This window comes from Bifidobacterium sp. LH_419, assembly GCF_056356955.1.
In genome coordinates, this window is sequence record NZ_JBKEVG010000013.1 from 35,460 (window position 1) to 55,677 (window position 20,218).

A 20,218-nucleotide genomic window follows, 5' to 3' on the forward strand; every position below is an offset into this window, starting at 1 on the left:
ACTCGCTCAACCTGAACGTGAAGGGCGCGGCTGGCGGCAACACCGCCAACCTCACCGTCTCCGGCACGGGCGGCCCCGACTCCGTGCTGAAGCTCGACGCCTATCTCAAGACGGGCCAGTGGACCGCCACATCGCACCGCAACGTGCTCGTCTACAACGGGCGGATGACCGTCACCATCACCGCCGGAACGAACGCCCTCGCCGTCGACGGCCTCAACCTCCAACTCGACTCCGACGACGCCAACGCGCTCGCCAACTGGGACTTCGAACAGGGGACGGACGGCTGGACCACCACCGGCGACGTCGCCGTGGACGGCGCCAACGCCGACACCGGATCCAAGGCGCTCCGCCTCGCCGCCGGAGCCGCCGTGGCGCAGACCGTCACGGTCAAGCCGAACACGAAATACGTGCTCACCGCGCGCACTAAGGTCGACCGCCAGGACACGTTCTCCACCGAGACGCACAACAACTGGCGCGGTCAGGACGGTCTGCTCGTCAACCGCGAATCGACCGGCGACCGCATCAATATCGGCGTCAGGGGCGCCGACGGCACGGTGCTGCGGCAGGCGCCGTCCGGCACCACCGGATACTCGCTCGTCAGCGTCGTGTTCACCACCGGCGCGACCGGCGAGATCACCGTATACGCGAACACCGTGCACGACGAGGCCTATACGAAATCCGTCACGCTGCACCGGACCGACGGGACGTATGTGGAGGACCCGTGGACCGGCAACGGCCAGGACCACGCGTGGGTGGACGACGTCGACCTGTTCGAGATGCACGACGCCGGCGTCGCCAAGGGCGCGGACGTCTCGTTCCTGCCGCTCATCGAGGACAACGGCGGCAAGTATTTCGCCAACGGCGTCCAGCAGGATTGCCTGAACATCCTCGCCAATCACGGCGTCAACTCGATCACGAACATGATCTTCGTGCAGGCCGGCAACGACACCTACTATCCGAAGAGCCTGGCCAAGGTCTACCAGAGCTTCGACGACGCGAACGGCGATCCGATGCCCTACCGCATGCCCCAGGGCGGCTACTTCGACAAGGAACATTCCGCCGAACTCGGCGTGCGCGCCACCGAACTCGGCATGAGCTACCTGCCAAGCTTCCACTACTCGGACTCGTGGATCAGCGCCGCGAAGGCCTACACGCCGCTCGAATGGCTCAACAAGGCGTACGACGGCACGCTTTCCGAATCCGACCTGAGCCACATGAAGGCCATCGTGTACCACTACGTGCATGATTTCATGACCGAACTGGTGGACCGGCACGTGAACCTCGCCGGCGTGAAGACCGGCAACGAGCAGGACGGCGGCCTCATCCGCCCGATCGGCCAGGGCGCCACCAGCGTGGGCCATGCGGCCATCGTCGCCGCCTCCTACGACGCGATCAAGGACGTGGCCCCCGGCATCCCCACCTACGTGCACACCAACAACGGCTACGACGTGGACTACGCGTTCAACATGTTTGAGGGGCTGTCCGCCAACGGCGCCGAATACGACGGCGAGGCGCACTCCCTGTACGGCGGCCGCTCCAGCGGCAACATCATCAAGTTCGCGAACGCGATGAACGCGAGCGGGGAACACCGTTGGCGCGACTACGTGAACGTGGAGGCCGGCTACAGCTTCACCCGCTACAAAGCCACGTTCGACCAGCAGACCAGCCAGATGACCCAGGCCGCCTACGCGGGCAGCCCGAACGGCCAGTACAACTGGCTGCTCGACTACATGCAGGCGCCGCTCGACACCCCCGATCCGTACGGGCGCACGCGCGGCTTTTACTACTGGGAGACCGACTGGATCCCCACGCCGGGCGCGGCCAGCACCGAAGGCGGCTCCGCGGACGTCAACCAGCGCATCATGTTCAACAACGGCGACCCGGCCATCAAGGAGATGGGCAGCACCGAGGCCGGCAAGGCCGGCGACATGATGGATTCCATGTACGCGTACCTCATCCGCGGCGTCGCCAAGACGAAGACCGCGGACGTCGTCACGCCGCTGGGCAACGACAACGGCATCGCCGACGGCCGCTACGAGGTCGCCCCCGCCAAGCCCACCGCCATCGGATTCGAGGACGCGGACCTCACGCTCACCGCGGGCGGTATGTCCCGGCGGCTCAGGCCTACCGTCCAGCCCACCGACGCCGTGCTGTCCGACAGCGCGATCACGTACACGTCCAGCGATCCGGATGTCGCGACCGTCTCCGCGCAGGGCTTCGTGACCGGTGTGAAGGCCGGTACCGCGACGATCACCGCGCGTGTGGGCGGCGTGGATGGCGTGGATGGCGAAGGCGGCGTGTCCGCCACCGCGCGCGTCACCGTCAAGGCCCCGACGCAGGCCGCCGACGGCGACCTCGCCGTGACCGTCGGCGGCAAGCGGGTGCACGACGGCGACGTCATCGCCGCCAAGGCGCTCGACTCGGTGGACATGACCGCCACGTTGCCCAAGACCGTGAGCGACCAGCATGCCGTGTTCACCTCCTCCGACACCGGCGTCGCCACGTTCTTCGGCGAGACCTGGCAGACCGCCAAAGGCCGCATGGAACAGCGCACCGACGACGGTTCCGTCGTGCAGCTCGACGTGAAGCAGGCCGGCCGGACCGTCGTCACCGTCGCCTCCGCCGACGGCAAGGCGACGCTCACGTTCACCGTGGACGCCACCAAGACGCCCGTCGCCTCGGTCACGCTCGACAAGACCGACCCGATCACGCTCAGCCACGGCCGTTCCACGCAGCTCACGGCCACCGTGAACCCGAAGGACGCCACCCTGTACAAGGTCACGTGGAGCTCGTCGAATCCGGACGCGGTCAGCGTCGACCAGACCGGCAAGGTCACCGCCGTCGGCCGGGGCGACGCCGTCGTCACCGTCACCTCCGACGACAATCCCGCCGCCTCGGCCAGCGTGACCGTCCACGCCGTACCCGTGCAGGTGGAGGGCGTCTCGCTCGGCCGCGACAGACTCACCATCCAGAAGGGAAGCGTGAAGCGGCTCGACGTGCTCGTCACGCCGTCCGACGCCGACGACAAGTCCGTCACGTGGACGTCCGCGGACCCCGCCGTCGCCGGCGTGGACGCGGACGGCAACGTGACCGGCAACGCGATCGGCGAGACCACCGTCACCGTCACCACGGTGAACGGCGGGTACAGCGCGAGCGTCGCCGTCAAGGTGCAGAAGGACGCGATCGCGGCCACCGGCGTCACGCTCGACCGGCATGAGGTGTGGATCAAGTCCGATACGCTCGGCGCGCAGGGCGGCGACGGCGCGACGGTGCGGCTCAACGCCGCCGTCACGCCCGACGACGCCACCGAAACCGACGTCGACTGGAGTTCCGGCGACGAATCCGTGGCGACCGTCGACGCGTTCGGCACCGTCACCGCGCTGAAGCCCGGCGTCGCCGTCATCACCGCCGCCACCAAGGACGGACGATTCAGCGACAAGGCGACCGTGTACGTGCCGACCATCTCCGAAAGCTTCGACGGCATCGACGTCGGCGGCAACGGCGGATTCGGCAAGTACGCCAACTACGCCGGCCAGCTGGGCGCGAAGGTCGTCGACGGCGACGCGGACGGCGGTTCCGGTTCCGGCCACGTGCTCGAGATTTCCGGCGGCGGCTCCGGCGGCCGCGCCACGGCCAGGACCTTCGCCCCGGCCGTCGCCAACGGCAAGGTCGTGTTCGACGTCGACTGGAACGTGGGCGCGCCCGCCGGCTCCAAAGGCGCGTTCCTCACGCTCGTGGACGGTTCCGACAACCGCTATCTGAGCCTGCAGACCAACGCGGACGCCGAACTCGTCTACAACACCGGCGGACGATCGTCCACCAAGGACACGAACAGCGCCCTGACCGGCACCACCGCCGTCGGCGACGGATTCAATCGGAACAACGCATGGTACAACGTGCACGTCGCGCTCGACTTCACCGCACGGAAGATCACGTTCACCATCACGTCCAAAACCGACGCGAAACTCACCGCCACCCACACCGTGCCGTTCGCCGACGGCGTCGACTACGACGGCACCCTCGCCGGCATCCAACTGTGGGGCACCCGCGGCACGGGCACGCTGAACTGGACCACCCGACTCGACAACCTCGCCGTCTACGCGGCCGAACCCTCCGCCAGCGCGGTCAAGGTCGACGCGACCAGCGTCAGACTCGTCCCCATCAAGGGCACGCTGAGCGCCACGCACCGGATCGCCGCGTCCGTGGAACCCGCCGGCTACAGCCAGGACGTGACCTACACCTCGCTCGACCCGGACACGGTCGCCGTGAACGATGACGGCGTGATCGCGCCCGTCGCCTACTACGACGACCTCGACGCGATCGTGCCCGCCAAGGGCACGGTGCGCGTCGCCTCGAAGCAATCGCCGAATGTGTACACGGACATCGCCGTGGACATCACCAAGACGCCGGGAGCCTCCGAGTTCTTCACCGTCACCGACGCGACGACGGGCGACGACCTGACCGGCGGCAAGACGACGCTCGACGCCGGCGGCACGCTGCGCCTCGCCGCGCGCAGCACCGGCGGCGACGGCGACGTGCTGCTCAAATCCGTCGCATGGACGTCCAACGCGCCCAAGGTCGCCACGGTGGGCGAGACCAGCGGCGTCGTCACCGCGCTCGCCGGCGGCACCGCCGTCATCCACGTGACCGCCATGCTGTACAACAGCGACACGCCGCTGGAAGCCGACGTGACCGTCACCGTGAACGGCGACGCGCCGGTCGCCGCCGACGCGATCGCCGTGACGAAGACGCCCGCGAAGACCTCCTACGTGATCGGCGACCGACTCGACACGACCGGACTCGAAGTCAGCGAAACGGCGGGCGGCAAGACCGTCGGCACGCTGGACGCGAGCCGGTACGAGCTGAGCGGCTTCGACGCCGACCTGCCCGGCGAGAAGACCGTCACCGTCACCTCCAAGAGCGACGACACGGCCGGCAAGACCGCCACGTTCGCCGTGACCGTGAACGACCCGGACCTGCCGAGCGGGAACCTCCTCGCCAACGGCGGTTTCGAAGACGGATTCGACTCTTGGACCGCCACGTGGAACAAGCCGCAGGGCTCGGTCGGCGTCAAGACCCAGAAGAAGGAATCCGACCTGCACGAAGGCAACAAGAGCCTCAACGCGTGGAACGCCGCCGCCATGGACTTCACTGTGGAACAGCAGGTGACCGGACTGGCCGAAGGCTGGTACGTGTTCTCCGGCTGGCTCACCGGCGACAGCGGCAAGAACGACGACATCCGCCTGTACGCGAAGGATGCGGGCGGTGCGGAGCTCGACGCGGCGGGGGAGAAGCTGCCGGGGGCGGGGTCGGCCGGTGCCGACGGTTCGGCTGGTGCCGGTGCCGCCGGCTATAAGTGGCTGAATCCGACGCTCAAGCCGGTGCACGTGGGCGCGGACGGCGTCATCACCGTCGGCTTCAGCGTCAAACAGGACGCGGGCGGCTGGGCCGTGCTCGACGACTTCAGCCTCGTGCGCGTCGCCGCCCCGGATTCCGCCGTCACCGGTCTCACGCTGGTCTCCGGTCCGTCCAAGACCGCATACGCCAAAGGCGAGGCGCTCGACACGGACGGTCTTGCCGTGCGCCGCCTCCTCGACGGCGGCACCACCGCGCCGTTGAACGAGACAGATGGCGAACTCGCGTTCACCGGCTACGACGCCTCCGCGCCCGGCCGCCAGACAGTCACCGTCTCCATGACCGTCGGCGGCGACACGTCCCACGTCGTCTCCACGACGTTCGACGTGACCGTCAAGGACGATGTGGAGCCGGAGCCGGATCCCGACCCGGAACCCACGCCGGATCCGGACAAGCCGGATAAGCCGGACAAGCCGGGGAACGGCTCGGACGGAGATGGCGGTGACGGCGGTAACAACGGTGGCAACGGTAACGGGAACGGCGGTTCCGATGGTTCCGGCGATAGCAGCGATACCGGTGGAAACAACGGCAACGGTTCCGGCGGCGATACCGATTCCAACGGTTCCGGTGACTCCGCCGGTTCCGGCTCTGGTGCTGGTTCTGGCTCTGGTACTGGCACCGCGCAGCGTCCGACCGGACAGTCGCCCGCGCAGACCAACGCCTCCGCCAAGTCGCCGCTCCCGGCGACCGGCACAGCCGTGGCCAGAGCGCTCGCGGTGACCATCCTCGCGCTCGCCGTCTGCGCCGTCGCCCTGGCCCTGCGCCGCCACCACATCCGCCGCTGACACGTGTTGTCGGTTCATTGACGGATTGACCTACCCCTACCTTCCCATTTCCCATGGTGCGGTAACACAAACTCTCCACAACGGCGGAATCAAGCCGTTTTGGGTGACCGCACCATGGGAGTTTTACTGCACCATGGGATGTGTGAGGGGCGCAGGGGAGTGTGGCGCAGTCGTTGGCGCGCAGTATTGCTTTCTCACCGCAGTCGGCGGCCGGCGCACCAGGTGTGACGGACGGTCCAGTCCGTCGCGTCGATCAGGTTGAAATCGGCGGCGTAGCCGGGGGAGAGCAGGCCGAGCGGCGCGCCGGTGATGGGATTGGGCCGGTCGAAGCCGAACGCGCGCGCCGGGGTGAGCGTGGAGGCCTCGACGACGTCGACCGGGCCGAGACCGAGCGCAACGACCGCGCGCCGGACGGCGGCTTCCATCGTGAGCGTGGAGCCGGCGATCGCGCCGCCGTCGGCGAGGCGCGCTCGGCTGGCGACCACGCTCACGTCGAGGCCGCCGAGACGGTACACGCCGTCCGGGCAGCCGGTGGCGGCCATCGCGTCGGTGACGAGCGCGATCCGGTGCGGCGCGAGCGTGAAGCCGAATCGCACCATCGGATCGTCCACGTGGAAGCCGTCATTGATGAGTTCGATGATGACGCGCGGGTTCTCGATCGCGGCCGGAATCGGACCGGGATCGCGGTGATGCAGACCGTTCATCGCGTTGAACATATGCGTCATGATGCCGGCGCCCGCGGCGAAGGCGGCTTCGGCGGTCGTGTAGTCGGCGTCGGTGTGGCCGATTGCGGGGACGACGCCGGCGGCGTGCAACCTGCTGATGGCGTCGAGGGCGTGCGGGAGTTCCGGGGCGATGGTGATCTGGCGGATACAGCCGGGGTGGTTCGCGGCGGAGGAGGCGGGTGCGCTGGGGCTGGTGGTGCTGGGGTCGGCGGCGTCGGTAGCGTCGGTACTGGCGGTGCTGGCGGTGCCGCGGTCGCCACCAGCCGCGTCGAGCAGTGCGTCGATGAGTTCGGGCGTCGGGTTCCGTAGGTGTTCCAGCGCGTGCGCGCCCTTGCGTTCCGGCGCGAGGAACGGGCCTTCCAGATGGCAGCCGAGGATGTCCGGTCGTCCGGAGCCCATTGCGGTGCGCACGATGCGGATGTTGCGTAGAATCACGTCCATCGGATTGGTGACGAGCGACAGCACCTGGCGCGTCGTGCCGTGCATCGCGTGACCGGCGCGCGCCGTGTCGATGCCGTCCGGCCCGTCGTCGAACGACGCTCCCCACGCGCCATGGGAGTGGATGTCCACGAATCCGGGCGTGAGGATCAGCCCGTCCGCGTCGATGATCGCGTCCGGCTCGGGGGAGTCCGGGGCGATGCCGACCGCGCGGCAGGCGCATCGGAACGCTGCTGTTCCGGAACCATCCGAATCGTCGTCATTCGAACCGCATGCCGCGATTACGCCGTGCGCATCCGCGACCACCCAATAGCCGCGCCGCTCGCCACGAGCATCCACTTTGTGCGCGCCGCGGATTGCGACCGGTCTCGACGTGTCCCTCAATGCCGCCGTCACCCGCGCGACGGTCTCCCGTCTGGTCTCGTCCGCCAAGTCCCTCATGTCTCCTCATGATAGATGCGACCTCGCTGCGACCGTGGCGCGGTTGCGCTGTAACCGTGGTGCGGCTACGTTACGGCCGCCATCGTGTAACCGTGGCGCAAATCGCGGTGCAAACCGCGTTCCCCCGGCGGCGGGTGCCCTCGTCGGCGGATGCCTCGGCGACAGATGCCTTCGGCGCAAGAAATCCCGGAAATCCGCCCTATCATCCGGGATTATTCGCACTGAGGCGGCGTCAACGCAAGAAATCCCGGAAACTCCTCCCATTTCCCGGGATTTCTTGTGCTGTGACGACGTCAGTGCAAGGAATCCCGGGCGGCGCGGTTCTTTTCCGGGATTTCTTGCGCTGGGACGGAATCAGTGCAACTTTTCCCGGATGACACGGTTCTTTGACCCCTTTGAGTCCTTATAGGGCGGCATTGGCCTAGATCCCCTGATGGTTCATTTCTGGGGGCCACCCGCGTGTGTCGCCCGTGTGGCCGGAAACGAAAAAATCCTTGGAAACTCGCGGTTTCCAAGGATTCCTGTGTGAGTACCCCCAGAGAGAGTCGAACTCTCGTTGTCAGATTGAAAGTCTGGTGTCCTAACCGTTAGACGATGGGGGCGTGACAACTTGCATAACGATACGCAAGTCGTCGGTGCTGCGCAAATCCGGCGTGTCGGCGTGTCGCGTGGCGGGCGTCTCACACCTTGCGGTAGGTGAAGTCGTGGATCACGCGGCCGGCGGCGAGGCCCTTCTTCTCGAAGTTGGTGAGCACGCGGCCGTCGTATCGCTCCGACTCGGTGAAGTCGGCGTGCGGCATGTCGGCCGCGAGGTCGGCGTTGCCTTTGCCCACGTGGCCGGTCGGCAGGCTCACGGTCACGTCGCCCGCGTTCTGCCAGCCGTCGAGCCCGTCCATCACCTCGTGCACGTGCAGCGCGTAGTCCTCGATGTCGGTGGCGATGCGCCACACGCCGCCGTCCGCCAGCACGCGGCGCACCTCGCCGGCCAGCTCCGGCTGTACGATGCGGCGCTTGTGGTGCTTCTTCTTCGGCCACGGGTCGGGGAAGAACGTCCAGACCTCGGCGGCCACGCCGTCGGCGGCCGCCTTGAACAGCTCCGGCGCGTTCACCTGTGCCACGCGGATGTTCTTCAGTCCGCGCTTGCCGGCGAGCAGCAGCGTGTGCGCGACGCCGGGATCGTAGACCTCGAGCGCGAGGAAGTTCGTGTCCGGATTCGCCTTGGCGGCCGCGACGATGTTCTCGCCCTGGCCGGAGCCGATCTCGATGACGAGCGGATTCGCATCGCCCCACGTGCCGCGCACGTAGTCCGCGTCGAACGCGAATCCGTCGCGCACGTCGAGCGAGCCCTCGCCGGCGTTGATGTCGAGCAGATAGTCGCCGGCGTAGTTGTCCCACGCGCGCTGGAGTCGCGCGTCGAGGCGGCCGGAGCGGCGCACGAACGAGAGCACGCGGTGCATCGGGTGCGTCGGCGCGGCCGCGGCCTGCGGCGTCGCGGCCGTCGCCTCCGTCGTTCCGTTCACGGCGTCCGTGTCCGTGATGTCGCCGTTGGTGATGTCGCCGTTCGCGGCGTGGTCGTCCGTCATGTGCGTTCCTTCCGGTGTCGTCTTGCGTTGTTCCATTATTCACCATGATTCCGTATGGTTGGACCGTGCCGATTCGTGGAAACGCGTGTGTTCGTTCGTGTGCCGTGTTATACTCAAATTGTTCGAAAATATAACAAATGTGAGCAGAAGCGAACAGCGGCTCGCGCAGTCGAACCGCACGCCGCAAGGCTCTACAAGGCAATCGAAAGGCCAGATATGACAGTTCTCGTCACTGGTGGGTGCGGCTACATCGGCGCCCATGTCGTCCACGCTCTGCATGAGGCCGGTGAGAAGGTCGTCGTCGTCGACGATCTGAGCTACGGCAAGCCCACCCGCATCGAAGGCTCCCGCCTCTACGGCATGGACATCTCCGCGCCGGGCGCCGGCGAGCGTCTCGCCGAGATCCTCGACGCCGAAGACGTCGAGGCCGTCATCCACTTCGCCGCCCGCAAGCAGGTCGGCGAGTCCGTCGAGAAGCCGCTGTGGTACTACCAGCAGAACATCGGCGGCATGCTCAACGTGCTCACCGGCATGACCAAGTCCAAGAAGGCGAAGAAGCTCGTCTTCTCCTCCTCCGCCGCCACCTACGGCGTCCCGCCGGTCGACGTGGTCCCCGAGGACGTCGTCCCGATGCTCCCGATCAACCCGTACGGCCAGACCAAGCTGTTCGGCGAGTGGATGGCCCGCGCCTGCGAAGGCACCTACGGCATCCGCTTCTGCGCGCTGCGCTACTTCAACGTGGCCGGCTGCGGCCCCGTCGAGCTTGAGGATCCGGCCATCCTCAACCTCATCCCGATGCTGCTCGACCGCCTGAAGAAGGGCAAGGCCCCGCTGATCTTCGGCGACGACTACCCGACCCCGGACGGCACCTGCGTGCGCGACTACATCCACGTCTCCGACCTGGCCGACGCGCACCTCGCCGCCCTCAAGTACCTCGACCGCGACGAGCGCAAGTACGACGCCTTCAACGTCGGCACCGGCGAAGGCACCTCCGTGCGCCAGATCGTCGACGAGCTCAAGAAGGTCACCGGCCTTCCGTTCGAGGAGCACGTCCAGGGCCGTCGCGCCGGCGATCCGCCGCACCTCATCGGCTCCCCGAAGCGCATCAACGAGGAGATGGGCTGGCACGCCAAGTACAACGTGGAGGACATCGTCGAATCCGCGTGGCGTGCATGGCAGGCCAACCCGGAGCACCACATCGACGTCGAGAACTGGAAGCAGACCGACTGAGTCGCATGTGGCCGTATCGCGCCATCGTGTGGGGCGTGTCCGTTCGTCGGGCGCGCCCCACACGCGTTTCCGGGGCGGTTGCGTGTGCATTCGCCTGCGTGGGCGTCGTGTGCGGGTGGTTGAAATCGTTGCAATATAAGGCGACACGCCGTGATTTGCGCGATGCTTCGTTTCGAGTAATATATTCACTCGTTGCCTCACGGAAACGCGAGAAACAACGGCCGCGTAGCTCAGTTGGTTAGAGCGCCGCCCTGTCACGGCGGAGGTCGCCGGTTCAAGTCCGGTCGTGGTCGCTAGGATGATTAGGAGTCCGGTTTCGGGTTCATTGATTATCCAATGGCTCTGTAGCTCAGTTGGTAGAGCGAGCGACTGAAAATCGCTAGGTCAACGGATCGACGCCGTTCGGAGCCACCACGGAAACCCCGCAAGCACTGCTTGCGGGGTTTCGTTTATTTCTGTCTGAGGTTCCAGGGGTAGGCCTGGAATCCCCCTCAGTCGCGCTGCACGCGACAGCTCCCCCTGAAGGGGGAGCAAGGGGTTGGGGATGCGGGGAGCTTGATGACCGACGGGCGCTGCGGCGCGCCTGATTCCACATAGTGACCATATCGCGGTCGCTCGTCCGAAACGTGAACCGCATGGTGGTCGCTTGAACCGCCCCGCGTTTCAATGGTGGGCATGAGTGATACGAACAACGACGACGAACATATCGACTTCTATGTGGCGGGGCCGTTCTTCGACCCGGAACAGGCCCACAGCATGGAACGTCTCGAAGGCGTGCTGGAAAGCCACGGCAAGACGCTGTTCAAGCCGCGCTTCGCCAGTCAGATCGAGGAGGTCGGGCCGGAAGGCTGCTTCGCCGACGACATCAGGGGCATCGACGCCGCGGACGCCGTCATCGCGAACCTCATGGACGAGGACGCGGGCACGATGTTCGAAATCGGATACGCCTACGCATCGGGCAAGCCGGTGTACGGCTACCGTGACGAGCTGACGCCGATGGACCGCGTGAACCTGATGGTCGCGCAGGCCGTCAAGGCCGTGTTCAACGGCCCCGAGGATCTGGCGAAATACCTCGAGACCGGAGAACACGAGGAAGTGGACTACATCCAGTTCTGACGGGGCCGTTCTCTCCCTCAGTCAGCCTGCGGCTGACAGCTCCCTCATCAGAGGGAGCCAAGGGGAGGCCGAAGGTCACGCCTTCCACCAGGGGCGCAGCGGGTACCACTTGCCGTCCGGGTGGCCGGCGCGGTCCGGCCGCACGGCGAGGAACTGGTGGATCTGGATGCCGTCGAGCTCGAAGTTGAGCGCGCAGGCCGCCATGTACAGGCCCCACACCTTCGCCCGCTCGAAGCCGACCTGCTTCACCGCGTCCTCCCAATGCTCGGAGAGATTGCGGTTCCAATGGTGCAGCGTCAGCGCGTAGTGCTGGCGCAGGTTCTCCTGATGCACCACGTTGAACCCGGCGTCGTGGATGCACGATTCGATGAATCCGGGCGCGCCCAAGTCGCCGTCGGGGAAGATGTAGCGGTCGAGGAACTCGTCGGTGCCCGGCTTGCCGTCCGGCTTGTCGTGGCTGATGGTGATCTGATGGTTGAGCAGGCGTCCCATCGGCTTCAGGAGCTTGAACATCTCCTCGAAGTAGCTGCGGTAGTTCTTCACGCCCACATGCTCCATCATGCCGATCGAGCTGATGCCGTCGAAGTCGCGTTCGGGCACCTCGCGGTAGTCCTGCACGCGCACCTCGGCGAGGTCGGACAGGCCTTCGCGCTCGATCCATTCGTTCGCGTACGCCGCCTGCTCCTTGGAGAGCGTGACGCCGAGCGCCTTGATGCCGCGGCGTGCGGCCGCGATGACCATCGAGCCCCAGCCGCAGCCGATGTCGAGCAGACGCTGGCCGGGCTCCAGTCCGAGCTTGTCGAGGATCAGGCGCAGCTTGTTGGCCTGCGCGTCCTCGAGGCTCATGTCCTCGTTCTCGAACACCGCGCAGGTGTACGTCATCGAAGGCCCGAGGAAGTCCGCGTAGAACTCGTTGGACATGTCGTAGTGGAAGCTCACCGTCTTGGAATCGGCCTTCTCGGTGTGGGGGAGCAGCCCCTCTTTGATGCGGGCGAACTTGCTCGGCCCCTCGGTGGCCGGCACCGGCGGCCGCCTGAATCCGTGGCTCAGGATCCCGGCCGTCACGCGCGCCATCGAGACCGGCGTGATCGGCTTGACGTATTTCGCCATCGACACCATCGCGCGCATCGCCGGGTACGGGTCGGCGTAGTCGATGCCCTCCACGTCGAAGTCGCCGAGCACGTACGCGCGCACGACGCCGATCTCGTTCGGGTGTGCGAGCAGCTGGTACATGCAGTTCGGGCTGGCGATGCGCACCTTGAGCGCCGCATCGGCCGCGCCGAAATGCGAACCGTCGAACGCGTCCACCCTCACGGGCGCGTCGTCCCTCAGGAACAGTCCCACCATCTCGCCGACCGTCATCGATTTCCCGTTCGCCATGATTCACCTCCGGTACCGTGGCGGGAGATGGCGTCTCCCGCACGCGCGCTTGCGTCCGCGTGCACGCATAGTCGTGTGTCCGCGCGTCCTCGTGTGTCATTGCCGCACCATTCGAACCCCATGATGCAGCGCCCATGATAGTCCCGTGCGATGTGGCGGAAACGCCGGGGGAATGCATGGTTTCCGACGATGATGAGGAATCGTGCCCGGCAATGGTTGGGAACGCTCCCATCGGCGAGTACACTGGATGTCGTCGGGCGGTGCAGCGATGTACCGACCCACGGTAGTAAGGCAAAGACACAGCTTAAAGGAGAGCCTTATGGTCTATCGCATGATTTTCAACCAGACCGCGTACTTCGGTCGTGGCGCGATCAAGGAGATCCCGACCGTCGCGAAGCAGCACGGCTTCACGAAGGCGTTCATCGTCACCGATCCGGTCCTGCTCGAGACCGGCACCGCCGAGAAGGTCACCAAGGTCCTCGACGAGGCCGGCCTGCCGTACGAGGTGTTCTCCAACGTCAAGCCGAACCCGCCGGTCGAGTGCATCAAGGACGGCGTCGAGAAGTTCGCCGCCTCCGGCGCCGACTTCCTGATCGGCCTGGGCGGTGGTTCCCCGCAGGACACCTGCAAGGGCATCGGCATCATCACCGCCAACCCGGAGTTCTCCGACGTGCTGTCGCTCGAGGGCGTCGCCGACACGAAGAACCCGTCCGTGCCGATCTTCGGCGTGCCGACCACCGCCGGCACCGCCTCCGAGACCACCATCAACTACGTGATCACCGATACGGCCAACAAGCGCAAGTTCGTGGCCGTCGACCCGCACGACATCCCGATCGTCGCGTTCGTCGACCCGGATCTGACCGATTCGATGCCGCGCGGCCTCAAGGTCGCCACCGGCCTCGACGCCCTGACCCACGCGATCGAGGGCTACATCACGCCGGGCGCGTGGTCGCTGTCCGATTGCCTGTCGATGCAGACGATCCGCATGATCGCGAAGAACCTCGCCAAGTCCGCCGACGGCGACGTGCCGGCCGGCGAGCAGATGGCGTACGCCTCGTACATCACCGGCATGGCCTACTCGAACGTCGGCCTCGGCCTGGTGCACGGCATGGCCCACCCGCTGGGCGGCCGCCTGGGCGTCGCGCACGGCGTCGCCAACGGCATCCTGCTGGCCCCGGTCATGGAGTACAACAAAGACTACACGGGCGAGAAGTACCGCGACATCGCCGATGCGTTCGGCATCGAGGACGCCTACACGGGCGACCTCGAGAAGGTGCGCGAGGAGGCCGTGCAGGCCGTCCACAAGCTCACCGTGGATCTGAAGAACCCGACCAAGATCTCCGAGGTCGGCGCCACCGAGGCGGATCTCGCCCCGCTCGCCCATGACGCGTTCAACGACGTGTGCACCCCGGGCAACCCGCGCAAGGCCACCGAAGAGGAGATCCTCGCCATCTACAAGTCCCTGATGTGATGCGGCGCATAGGCCCCCTCTGACGAGGGGGCTCCCGGCGCAGCCGGGTGGGGGAGAGACAGCGGCCGCAGGCCGCGGGGAAACGGAATCGGCCTTCGGCCGATGCAATGTTCCCGCGGCCTGCGGCCGCTCTGCTTCTCTCCCTCCGTCATCGCTTCGCGATGACACCTCCCTCGTCAGAGGGAGGCAACACGGCTGGCCTCATATCGGCTCGCCTGTCGGCTCGCACATCGTCTGCAAACGCCTCAGGCGTTTGCTTCACGGCGATGCCCCGTCAGAGGGAGGGCCGGGACTACTCGTGCTTCTCGTCCCACTCCTCGTCGGTGGGGGTCTCGTCGTAGAGTTCGCGACCCTCCTTCTCGGCGAGCTCCATCTGCTCGTTGATCCACGCGGCTTCGGCCGGGTTGATGTCGGCCGAGTCGAGCACCTTCTGCCACACCGGGTAGAACAGGTGCATCGCCGGGTAGAGCGCGGTGAACAGGATCTCCGGCTTGTGCTTGCGCCAATGCTGCGGATGCGCGTCGAACGTGTTGCGGAACCGCTTCATGTAATTGCGGAACGACGAGAGCGACGTGTCCATGCGGCGCGCGCTCATGCCGGCGATCATGCGCGGCGAGTACACGGTCTTCAGGCCCTTGCCCATCAGATGCAGGGAGATGTCGATGTCCTCGTGCATCACGTCCGCCTTGTCGCGGCACACCTCGCCGGAGATCGCGCGCCAGGCGGAGGCGCGCAGCGCCATGTTCGAGCCGAACAGCAGCGGCTGGCCGCCGTCCGCCTTGTAGATGCGCCTGCGCAGCGAATTGTCGCCCTTCAATCCGAAATGGCGCGACGGCATGTCGTAGTACATGACCGGTCCGGTCGCGCCCATCGCCTCGGGGTCTTCGGTGAAGATGCCGGAGACGACCTCCACCCAGTCGGGCTTGATCATGCAGTCCGCGTCGAAACGGCCGAGCACGTCGCCGGTGGCATGGTCGAGGCCGTAGTCGCGCGTGGGGATGAGCCCCTGTTCGGCGTCCTGATGCATGAGCTTGATCGGCGCCTCGGGATGCTCCTTGATGAACCGTTCGACGATCTCGCAGGTGTTGTCGGTGGAACGGTTGTCCACGACGATGACTTCGTAGGGCATCACGGTCTGCCGGATCGTGTTGAGCAGGCAGTCGGCGATGCGTTCGGCCTCGTTCCAGGCCGGGATGACGATCGAGACGTTCAGCATGAAGCCCAAGGATAATGTCGCGGGCGTACACGGGCGGCGGCCGACGCGGCCATACACGCCGCCCGAAAGCGAACATCGGGTGAACGGTTCCGCCTATCGCACCCGACGCTACAATGGGGAGCCATGAATCAAAGCGTGCGTGACCATACCTCAGACGAGGACGCCGAACAGCGGTGGGATTTCGGTACCCTCTTCCCGTCGAAGGGGGACCCGCGCAAGCCTCCGGAATGGTTCAGCCGCGCGCTGCTCTACGTGGCCATCGCCGTCATCGCGTTCAACTTCTGCTTCCAGTCGTGGGGCAAGATCTCCTATCTCGTGCTCGACATCGTCATCTCGTTCTTCCTGGCGCTCGCCATCGAGCCGATGGTCGTCGCGCTCGTCAAGCACGGGTGGAAGCGCTCCGTCGCCTCGCTGGCCGGCCTGCTCACGGTGGCGCTCGTCATCGGCGTGCTGTTCTCCCTGTTCGGCAGCATGTTCCTCCAGCAGATGATCGCCATGATCTACGGCATCCCGGCCACCTACGAGCAGATCCGCTCGTTCGTCGTCGACCAGTTCTCGGTCGACATCCCGGACATGAACAATCTGGGCGCCGAACTGATGAAATCCGATCTGCTCAAGAGCTTCCAGACCTCGTGGGTGAGCGATTTCGCCGGCACCGCGATCAGCACGGTCGGCGGCCTGTTCTCGTTCCTGCTGCAGCTGCTCACCGTCGTGATGACCACCTACTACATCTCCGCCGCCGGCCCGAAGCTGCGCCGCTCGTTCTGCCAGTGGATGGCCCCCGGCATGCAGAAGCGGTTCCTGCTCGTGTGGACGGTCGCGCAGGACCAGATTTCCTCGTTCCTGTTCTCCCGTTCGATTCTCGCCCTGATCAACGCCACGTGCACGGCGATCTTCCTCGAAGTGCTCAACGTGCCCTACTGGCTGCCGCTCGCCCTGTTCTGCGGCGTGGTCTCCCAGTTCATCCCGACGGTCGGCACGTACATCGGCGGCGCGCTGCCCGTCCTGTTCGCCTGGGGCAACCGCGGGTGGACGTACGCGGTCGCGGTGCTCGTGTTCATCATTGTGTACCAGCAGATTGAGAACCTGATTCTCTCGCCGGTCATCTCCCGCCGCACGATGGACATCAACGAGGCGGTCGCGTTCCTCGCCGTGCTCGCGTTCGGCTCGCTGTTCGGCGCGCTCGGCGCGTTCCTCGCGCTGCCGGTCACCGCTTCGCTGCAGACCATCTTCCGCGTGTACACGCGCCGGTACGATCTGGTCGATTCGCCGTTGATGAACGATCCGGTGGGGCGTAAGTCGAAGGTGGTCGAGGCGTCCGAGGCGTTCAACGAGCACGTGCTGCACCCGATCGGCGAGCATATGCCGCGCGCCGCGAAGGGATCGACGAGCCGCGTGCCGATGAACGACGAGATCCGTCGCCTCCAGGAGCAGATCTACGCGATTCCGCACGACGGCGAGGACGGCGGCGACGGTCACGCGCGCACCGCCGACGAGGACGACTCCGCCACCGTGGCGATTCCGCAGGGCGTGCTGAAACCCGATGAACCCGATACCCCCGACAACCCCCGTGCGAGGTGGCGCTGATGGTCCTGCTCACCGTACTCGATATCCTGCTCGTCATCGTCGGCGGCGCCGGCATGGTCTACCAGGGGGCGTGCATCCTCATCTCCCTGTTCTCCAAGCCGGTCCGCTTCCCGGACGCCCCGATGGACAAACGCTACGCGGTGCTGATCTCCGCGCGCAACGAGTCGAAGGTCATCGGCAACCTCATCGACTGCATCCACGGGCAGACGTACCCGCGCGAGCTCATCGACATCTGGCTCGTCGCCGACAACTGCACCGACGACACGGCCGACGTGGTGCGCGCGATGGGATGCCACGTGGTCGAACGCCACAACGACAAGCTCATCGGCAAGGGCTACGCCCTGACCTACCTGCTCGACCACATGGTCGACGAGGGGCTGTCCGACACGTACGACGCGTACTTCGTGTTCGACGCGGACAACAAGCTCGACAAGCACTACTTCGAGGAGATGAACAAGGCGTTCCAGTCGGGCTTCCGCATCCTCACCTCCTACCGCAACTCGGTGAACCTCAACGACAACTGGGTCTCCTCCGGTTCGGCGCTGTGGTTCATCCGCGAATCGCGCTTCCTCAACAACTCGCGCATGCTGTTCGGCTCCAGCTGCCACGTGGGCGGCACCGGATTCATGTTCTCCAAGGAGGTCATGAAACGCAACAAGGGCTGGAAGTTCCACCTGCTCACCGAGGACCTCGAGTTCACGATGGACTCGGTGCTGCACGGCGACCGCGTCGGCTACTGCGGCACCGCCGTCCTCTACGACGAGCAGCCGGTCACGTTCGCGCAGAGCTGGCGTCAGCGCCTGCGCTGGAGCAAGGGCTTCCTGCAGGTGTTCCGGTACTACGGTCCGTCGCTGATCCGCCGCGCGGTGCGCGAACGCGACTTCTCCGCCGTCGACTTCACGCTGCTGCTGTGCCCGTTCACCGTGCTCGGCGTGGCCCGCGTGATCCTCGGCGCGCTGTTCGCCGCGTTCGGGTTCGTCTCGTGGTCGAGTCAGCTGGGCGCGCTCACCGGATGGGTGAACGGCATCGTCCTGTCCGTCCTCGGCATGATGGCGCTCGCCGGCCTGACGATCGTGGCCGAGCGCGGCCAGATCGGCGCGACCAACAAGGAGCTGTTCGCCTACGTGCTCGCGTTCCCGATCTACATACTCTCCTACGTCCCCATCTCCTTCCAGGCCATCTTCTCCAAAGCCCAATGGAAACCGATCCAGCACAAAGGCTGAGCCGTTAAGAAAACAGTCCGGTGGACTGTTTTTAGGCTCAGCCGAGCGGCGGCAGCCGCGAGGTGATGATGAGTCCGGCCGTAGGCCGGTCCATAATTGCTAATAAAAGGTGAGGTATGAACACGAACCCAGTCCGCAAGTCCCATCGCGTCGCCGTGTGCGCGACCTGCGTCGCGCTCACGCTCGCCGCGTGCGTCGGCTACACGGCCGCCGACGTGGCCGACGTCGCGCCGGGCCTGCTCACCTTCGCGCCCGTCGAGACGCGCACGTACCCCGACCCCGCCGCGACCGTCGCCGCCGGCACGGTCGTCGGCGACGTGGCCGTCGGCGCGACGATCGACAAGACGAAGGCCGAGGCGCTCATCAGGACGCTCGGCGAGGCGGACGGTGTCGGCGACGACTATTCGGTCGTGATCGCCGATGCGAAGGGGAACGTGGTCGCCGAGCATGAGGCGTCGACGCCGCGCCAGCCGGCGTCGACGACGAAGACGCTCACCGCGTTCGCCGCCGCAAGCACGCTGGAGATGGGGTCGACGCTCGACACCACGACCTACCTCACCCACGGATCCGACGATCCCACCGTCGTGCTCAAGGGCGGCGGCGACATGCTGCTCGGCGCGGGGGAGAGCGACGACACCCACGTCAACGGCCGCGCCGGTCTCGCGACGCTCGCGCGCGAGACCGCGGCCGCGTTGAAGGCGAAGGGCGTGACCTCGGTCGCGCTCGTCGCCGACGACACGTTGTTCGGCGACGACCGCACGCCGGACGGCATCGAGGAGAACAACGACGAGAACCGCTACTACACGCCGATCTCGTCGATGGCGATCGACGGAGGACGCGACTGGAGCGGCCTCAACGAGGAGGACGCCGACGATTTCGAGGAGTATCCGATGCTCTCCCAGGACACGGCGGCGGACGTGGCGGACACGTTCGAGACGCTCCTCGCCGGCGACGGCATCCAGGTCTCCGAATCGTCCGCCGCGACCGAATCGTCCGACCTGTCCGGCGCCACGCGTCTCGCCAAGGTGAGCTCGGCGCCGCTCAACGAGGTCATGGCGTTCATGATGCGCCATTCCGACAACACGCTCGCCGAGCTGTTCGCCCGTCTCACCGCGCTGAAGCTCGGCACCGGCGATTCGATCGACGGCGACGTCAAGGCCGTCACGAAGGTGCTCGCCGAACAGGGCGTCTCCACCGACGGCCTGCACATGACCAGCTGCTCCGGCCTCGCGCCCGGCACGACGCTCACCGTGAAGACGCTCGCCCAGGTGCAGTCGAAGTACGTCGATCCGGACGGCGGCGCGGCGGCCGCGTCCGAGGGCCTGGCGCTGCCCGGGCTCGTCGGCACCGTGAGGAACCGCATCGCCGATGATTCCGCGCTCGGGCTGCTGCGCGTGAAGACCGGTGCGCTGGGCGACGTGCGCGCGCTCGCCGGCAACGTGTCGCGCGTCGGCGGCGGCGTGCTCACGTTCGCGGCGATCGTCAACGATCCCGATGACGGCGCGGCCGCGAACAGCGCGCTCGACACGTTCGCCGCCTCCCTGACGAAACTCTGAATTCTCCCAGTTACCGCCAAGAAACACGTCACTCTCGTGTGCCAAGATGGGG

11 protein-coding genes and 3 tRNA genes are annotated in these 20,218 nt (G+C 66.4%); 9 read left to right on the forward strand and 5 right to left on the reverse strand.

Annotation, left to right across the window (positions count from 1 at the left end):
- Positions 1-17: 17 nt before the first annotated feature.
- Entirely contained in the window at positions 18-6,200 is a 6,183-nt protein-coding gene (locus AC1AYX_RS08665) for an Ig-like domain-containing protein (protein ID WP_476503097.1), read from the forward strand.
- A gap of 194 nt (positions 6,201-6,394) precedes the next feature.
- Here the strand turns inward: AC1AYX_RS08665 and nagA are convergent, their stop codons facing one another.
- The 3 genes from nagA to trmB all read right to left on the reverse strand — a co-directional run bounded on the left by nagA (position 6,395) and on the right by trmB (position 9,261).
- Entirely contained in the window at positions 6,395-7,804 is a 1,410-nt protein-coding gene (gene nagA / locus AC1AYX_RS08670; RefSeq protein WP_476503098.1) for an N-acetylglucosamine-6-phosphate deacetylase, read from the reverse strand.
- Positions 7,805-8,334: 530 nt separating this feature from the next.
- Positions 8,335-8,406: transfer RNA gene (locus AC1AYX_RS08675), tRNA-Glu, on the reverse strand.
- A gap of 78 nt (positions 8,407-8,484) precedes the next feature.
- A complete protein-coding gene (trmB, locus tag AC1AYX_RS08680) occupies positions 8,485-9,261 on the reverse strand; it encodes a tRNA (guanosine(46)-N7)-methyltransferase TrmB (RefSeq protein WP_476503129.1) in 777 nt (258 codons plus the stop codon).
- A gap of 342 nt (positions 9,262-9,603) precedes the next feature.
- Here trmB and galE point away from each other — a divergent pair, with 342 nt between their 5' ends.
- The 4 genes from galE to AC1AYX_RS08700 all read left to right on the forward strand — a co-directional run bounded on the left by galE (position 9,604) and on the right by AC1AYX_RS08700 (position 11,733).
- Positions 9,604-10,617, forward strand: coding sequence for a UDP-glucose 4-epimerase GalE (gene galE, locus AC1AYX_RS08685; protein ID WP_476503099.1), 1,014 nt, complete (start codon positions 9,604-9,606; stop codon positions 10,615-10,617).
- Between the two features lie 219 nt (positions 10,618-10,836).
- Positions 10,837-10,910: transfer RNA gene (locus tag AC1AYX_RS08690), tRNA-Asp, on the forward strand.
- 45 nt (positions 10,911-10,955) lie between these two features.
- A tRNA-Phe gene (locus AC1AYX_RS08695) sits at positions 10,956-11,031 on the forward strand.
- A gap of 261 nt (positions 11,032-11,292) precedes the next feature.
- Positions 11,293-11,733: a nucleoside 2-deoxyribosyltransferase gene (locus AC1AYX_RS08700; protein WP_476503100.1), complete on the forward strand. Its 441-nt coding sequence runs from the start codon at positions 11,293-11,295 to the stop codon at positions 11,731-11,733.
- Between the two features lie 75 nt (positions 11,734-11,808).
- Here the strand turns inward: AC1AYX_RS08700 and AC1AYX_RS08705 are convergent, their stop codons facing one another.
- Entirely contained in the window at positions 11,809-13,113 is a 1,305-nt protein-coding gene (locus tag AC1AYX_RS08705) for a class I SAM-dependent methyltransferase (protein ID WP_476503101.1), read from the reverse strand.
- Positions 13,114-13,432: 319 nt separating this feature from the next.
- On the opposite strand from AC1AYX_RS08705, the gene fucO reads away from it, so the two are divergent.
- Positions 13,433-14,584 (forward strand): lactaldehyde reductase, encoded by a 1,152-nt coding sequence (gene fucO / locus AC1AYX_RS08710; RefSeq protein ID WP_476503102.1) that lies wholly within the window; start codon positions 13,433-13,435, stop codon positions 14,582-14,584.
- Positions 14,585-14,876: 292 nt separating this feature from the next.
- On the opposite strand, the gene AC1AYX_RS08715 is transcribed toward fucO, so the two are convergent.
- Positions 14,877-15,800 (reverse strand): glycosyltransferase family 2 protein, encoded by a 924-nt coding sequence (locus AC1AYX_RS08715; RefSeq protein WP_476503103.1) that lies wholly within the window; start codon positions 15,798-15,800, stop codon positions 14,877-14,879.
- Positions 15,801-15,923: 123 nt separating this feature from the next.
- Here AC1AYX_RS08715 and AC1AYX_RS08720 point away from each other — a divergent pair, with 123 nt between their 5' ends.
- From AC1AYX_RS08720 to AC1AYX_RS08730, 3 genes are all read left to right on the forward strand, one after another.
- The gene (locus AC1AYX_RS08720) at positions 15,924-17,387 is read left to right on the forward strand and encodes an AI-2E family transporter (RefSeq protein WP_476503104.1); all 1,464 of its coding nucleotides are present in this window, start codon (positions 15,924-15,926) and stop codon (positions 17,385-17,387) included.
- Positions 17,387-18,610 (forward strand): glycosyltransferase family 2 protein, encoded by a 1,224-nt coding sequence (locus AC1AYX_RS08725; protein ID WP_476503105.1) that lies wholly within the window; start codon positions 17,387-17,389, stop codon positions 18,608-18,610. The genes AC1AYX_RS08720 and AC1AYX_RS08725 overlap by 1 nt, the downstream gene beginning before the upstream one ends.
- Positions 18,611-18,726: 116 nt before the next feature.
- A complete protein-coding gene (locus AC1AYX_RS08730; RefSeq protein ID WP_476503106.1) occupies positions 18,727-20,166 on the forward strand; it encodes a D-alanyl-D-alanine carboxypeptidase/D-alanyl-D-alanine-endopeptidase in 1,440 nt (479 codons plus the stop codon).
- Positions 20,167-20,218: the final 52 nt, after the last annotated feature.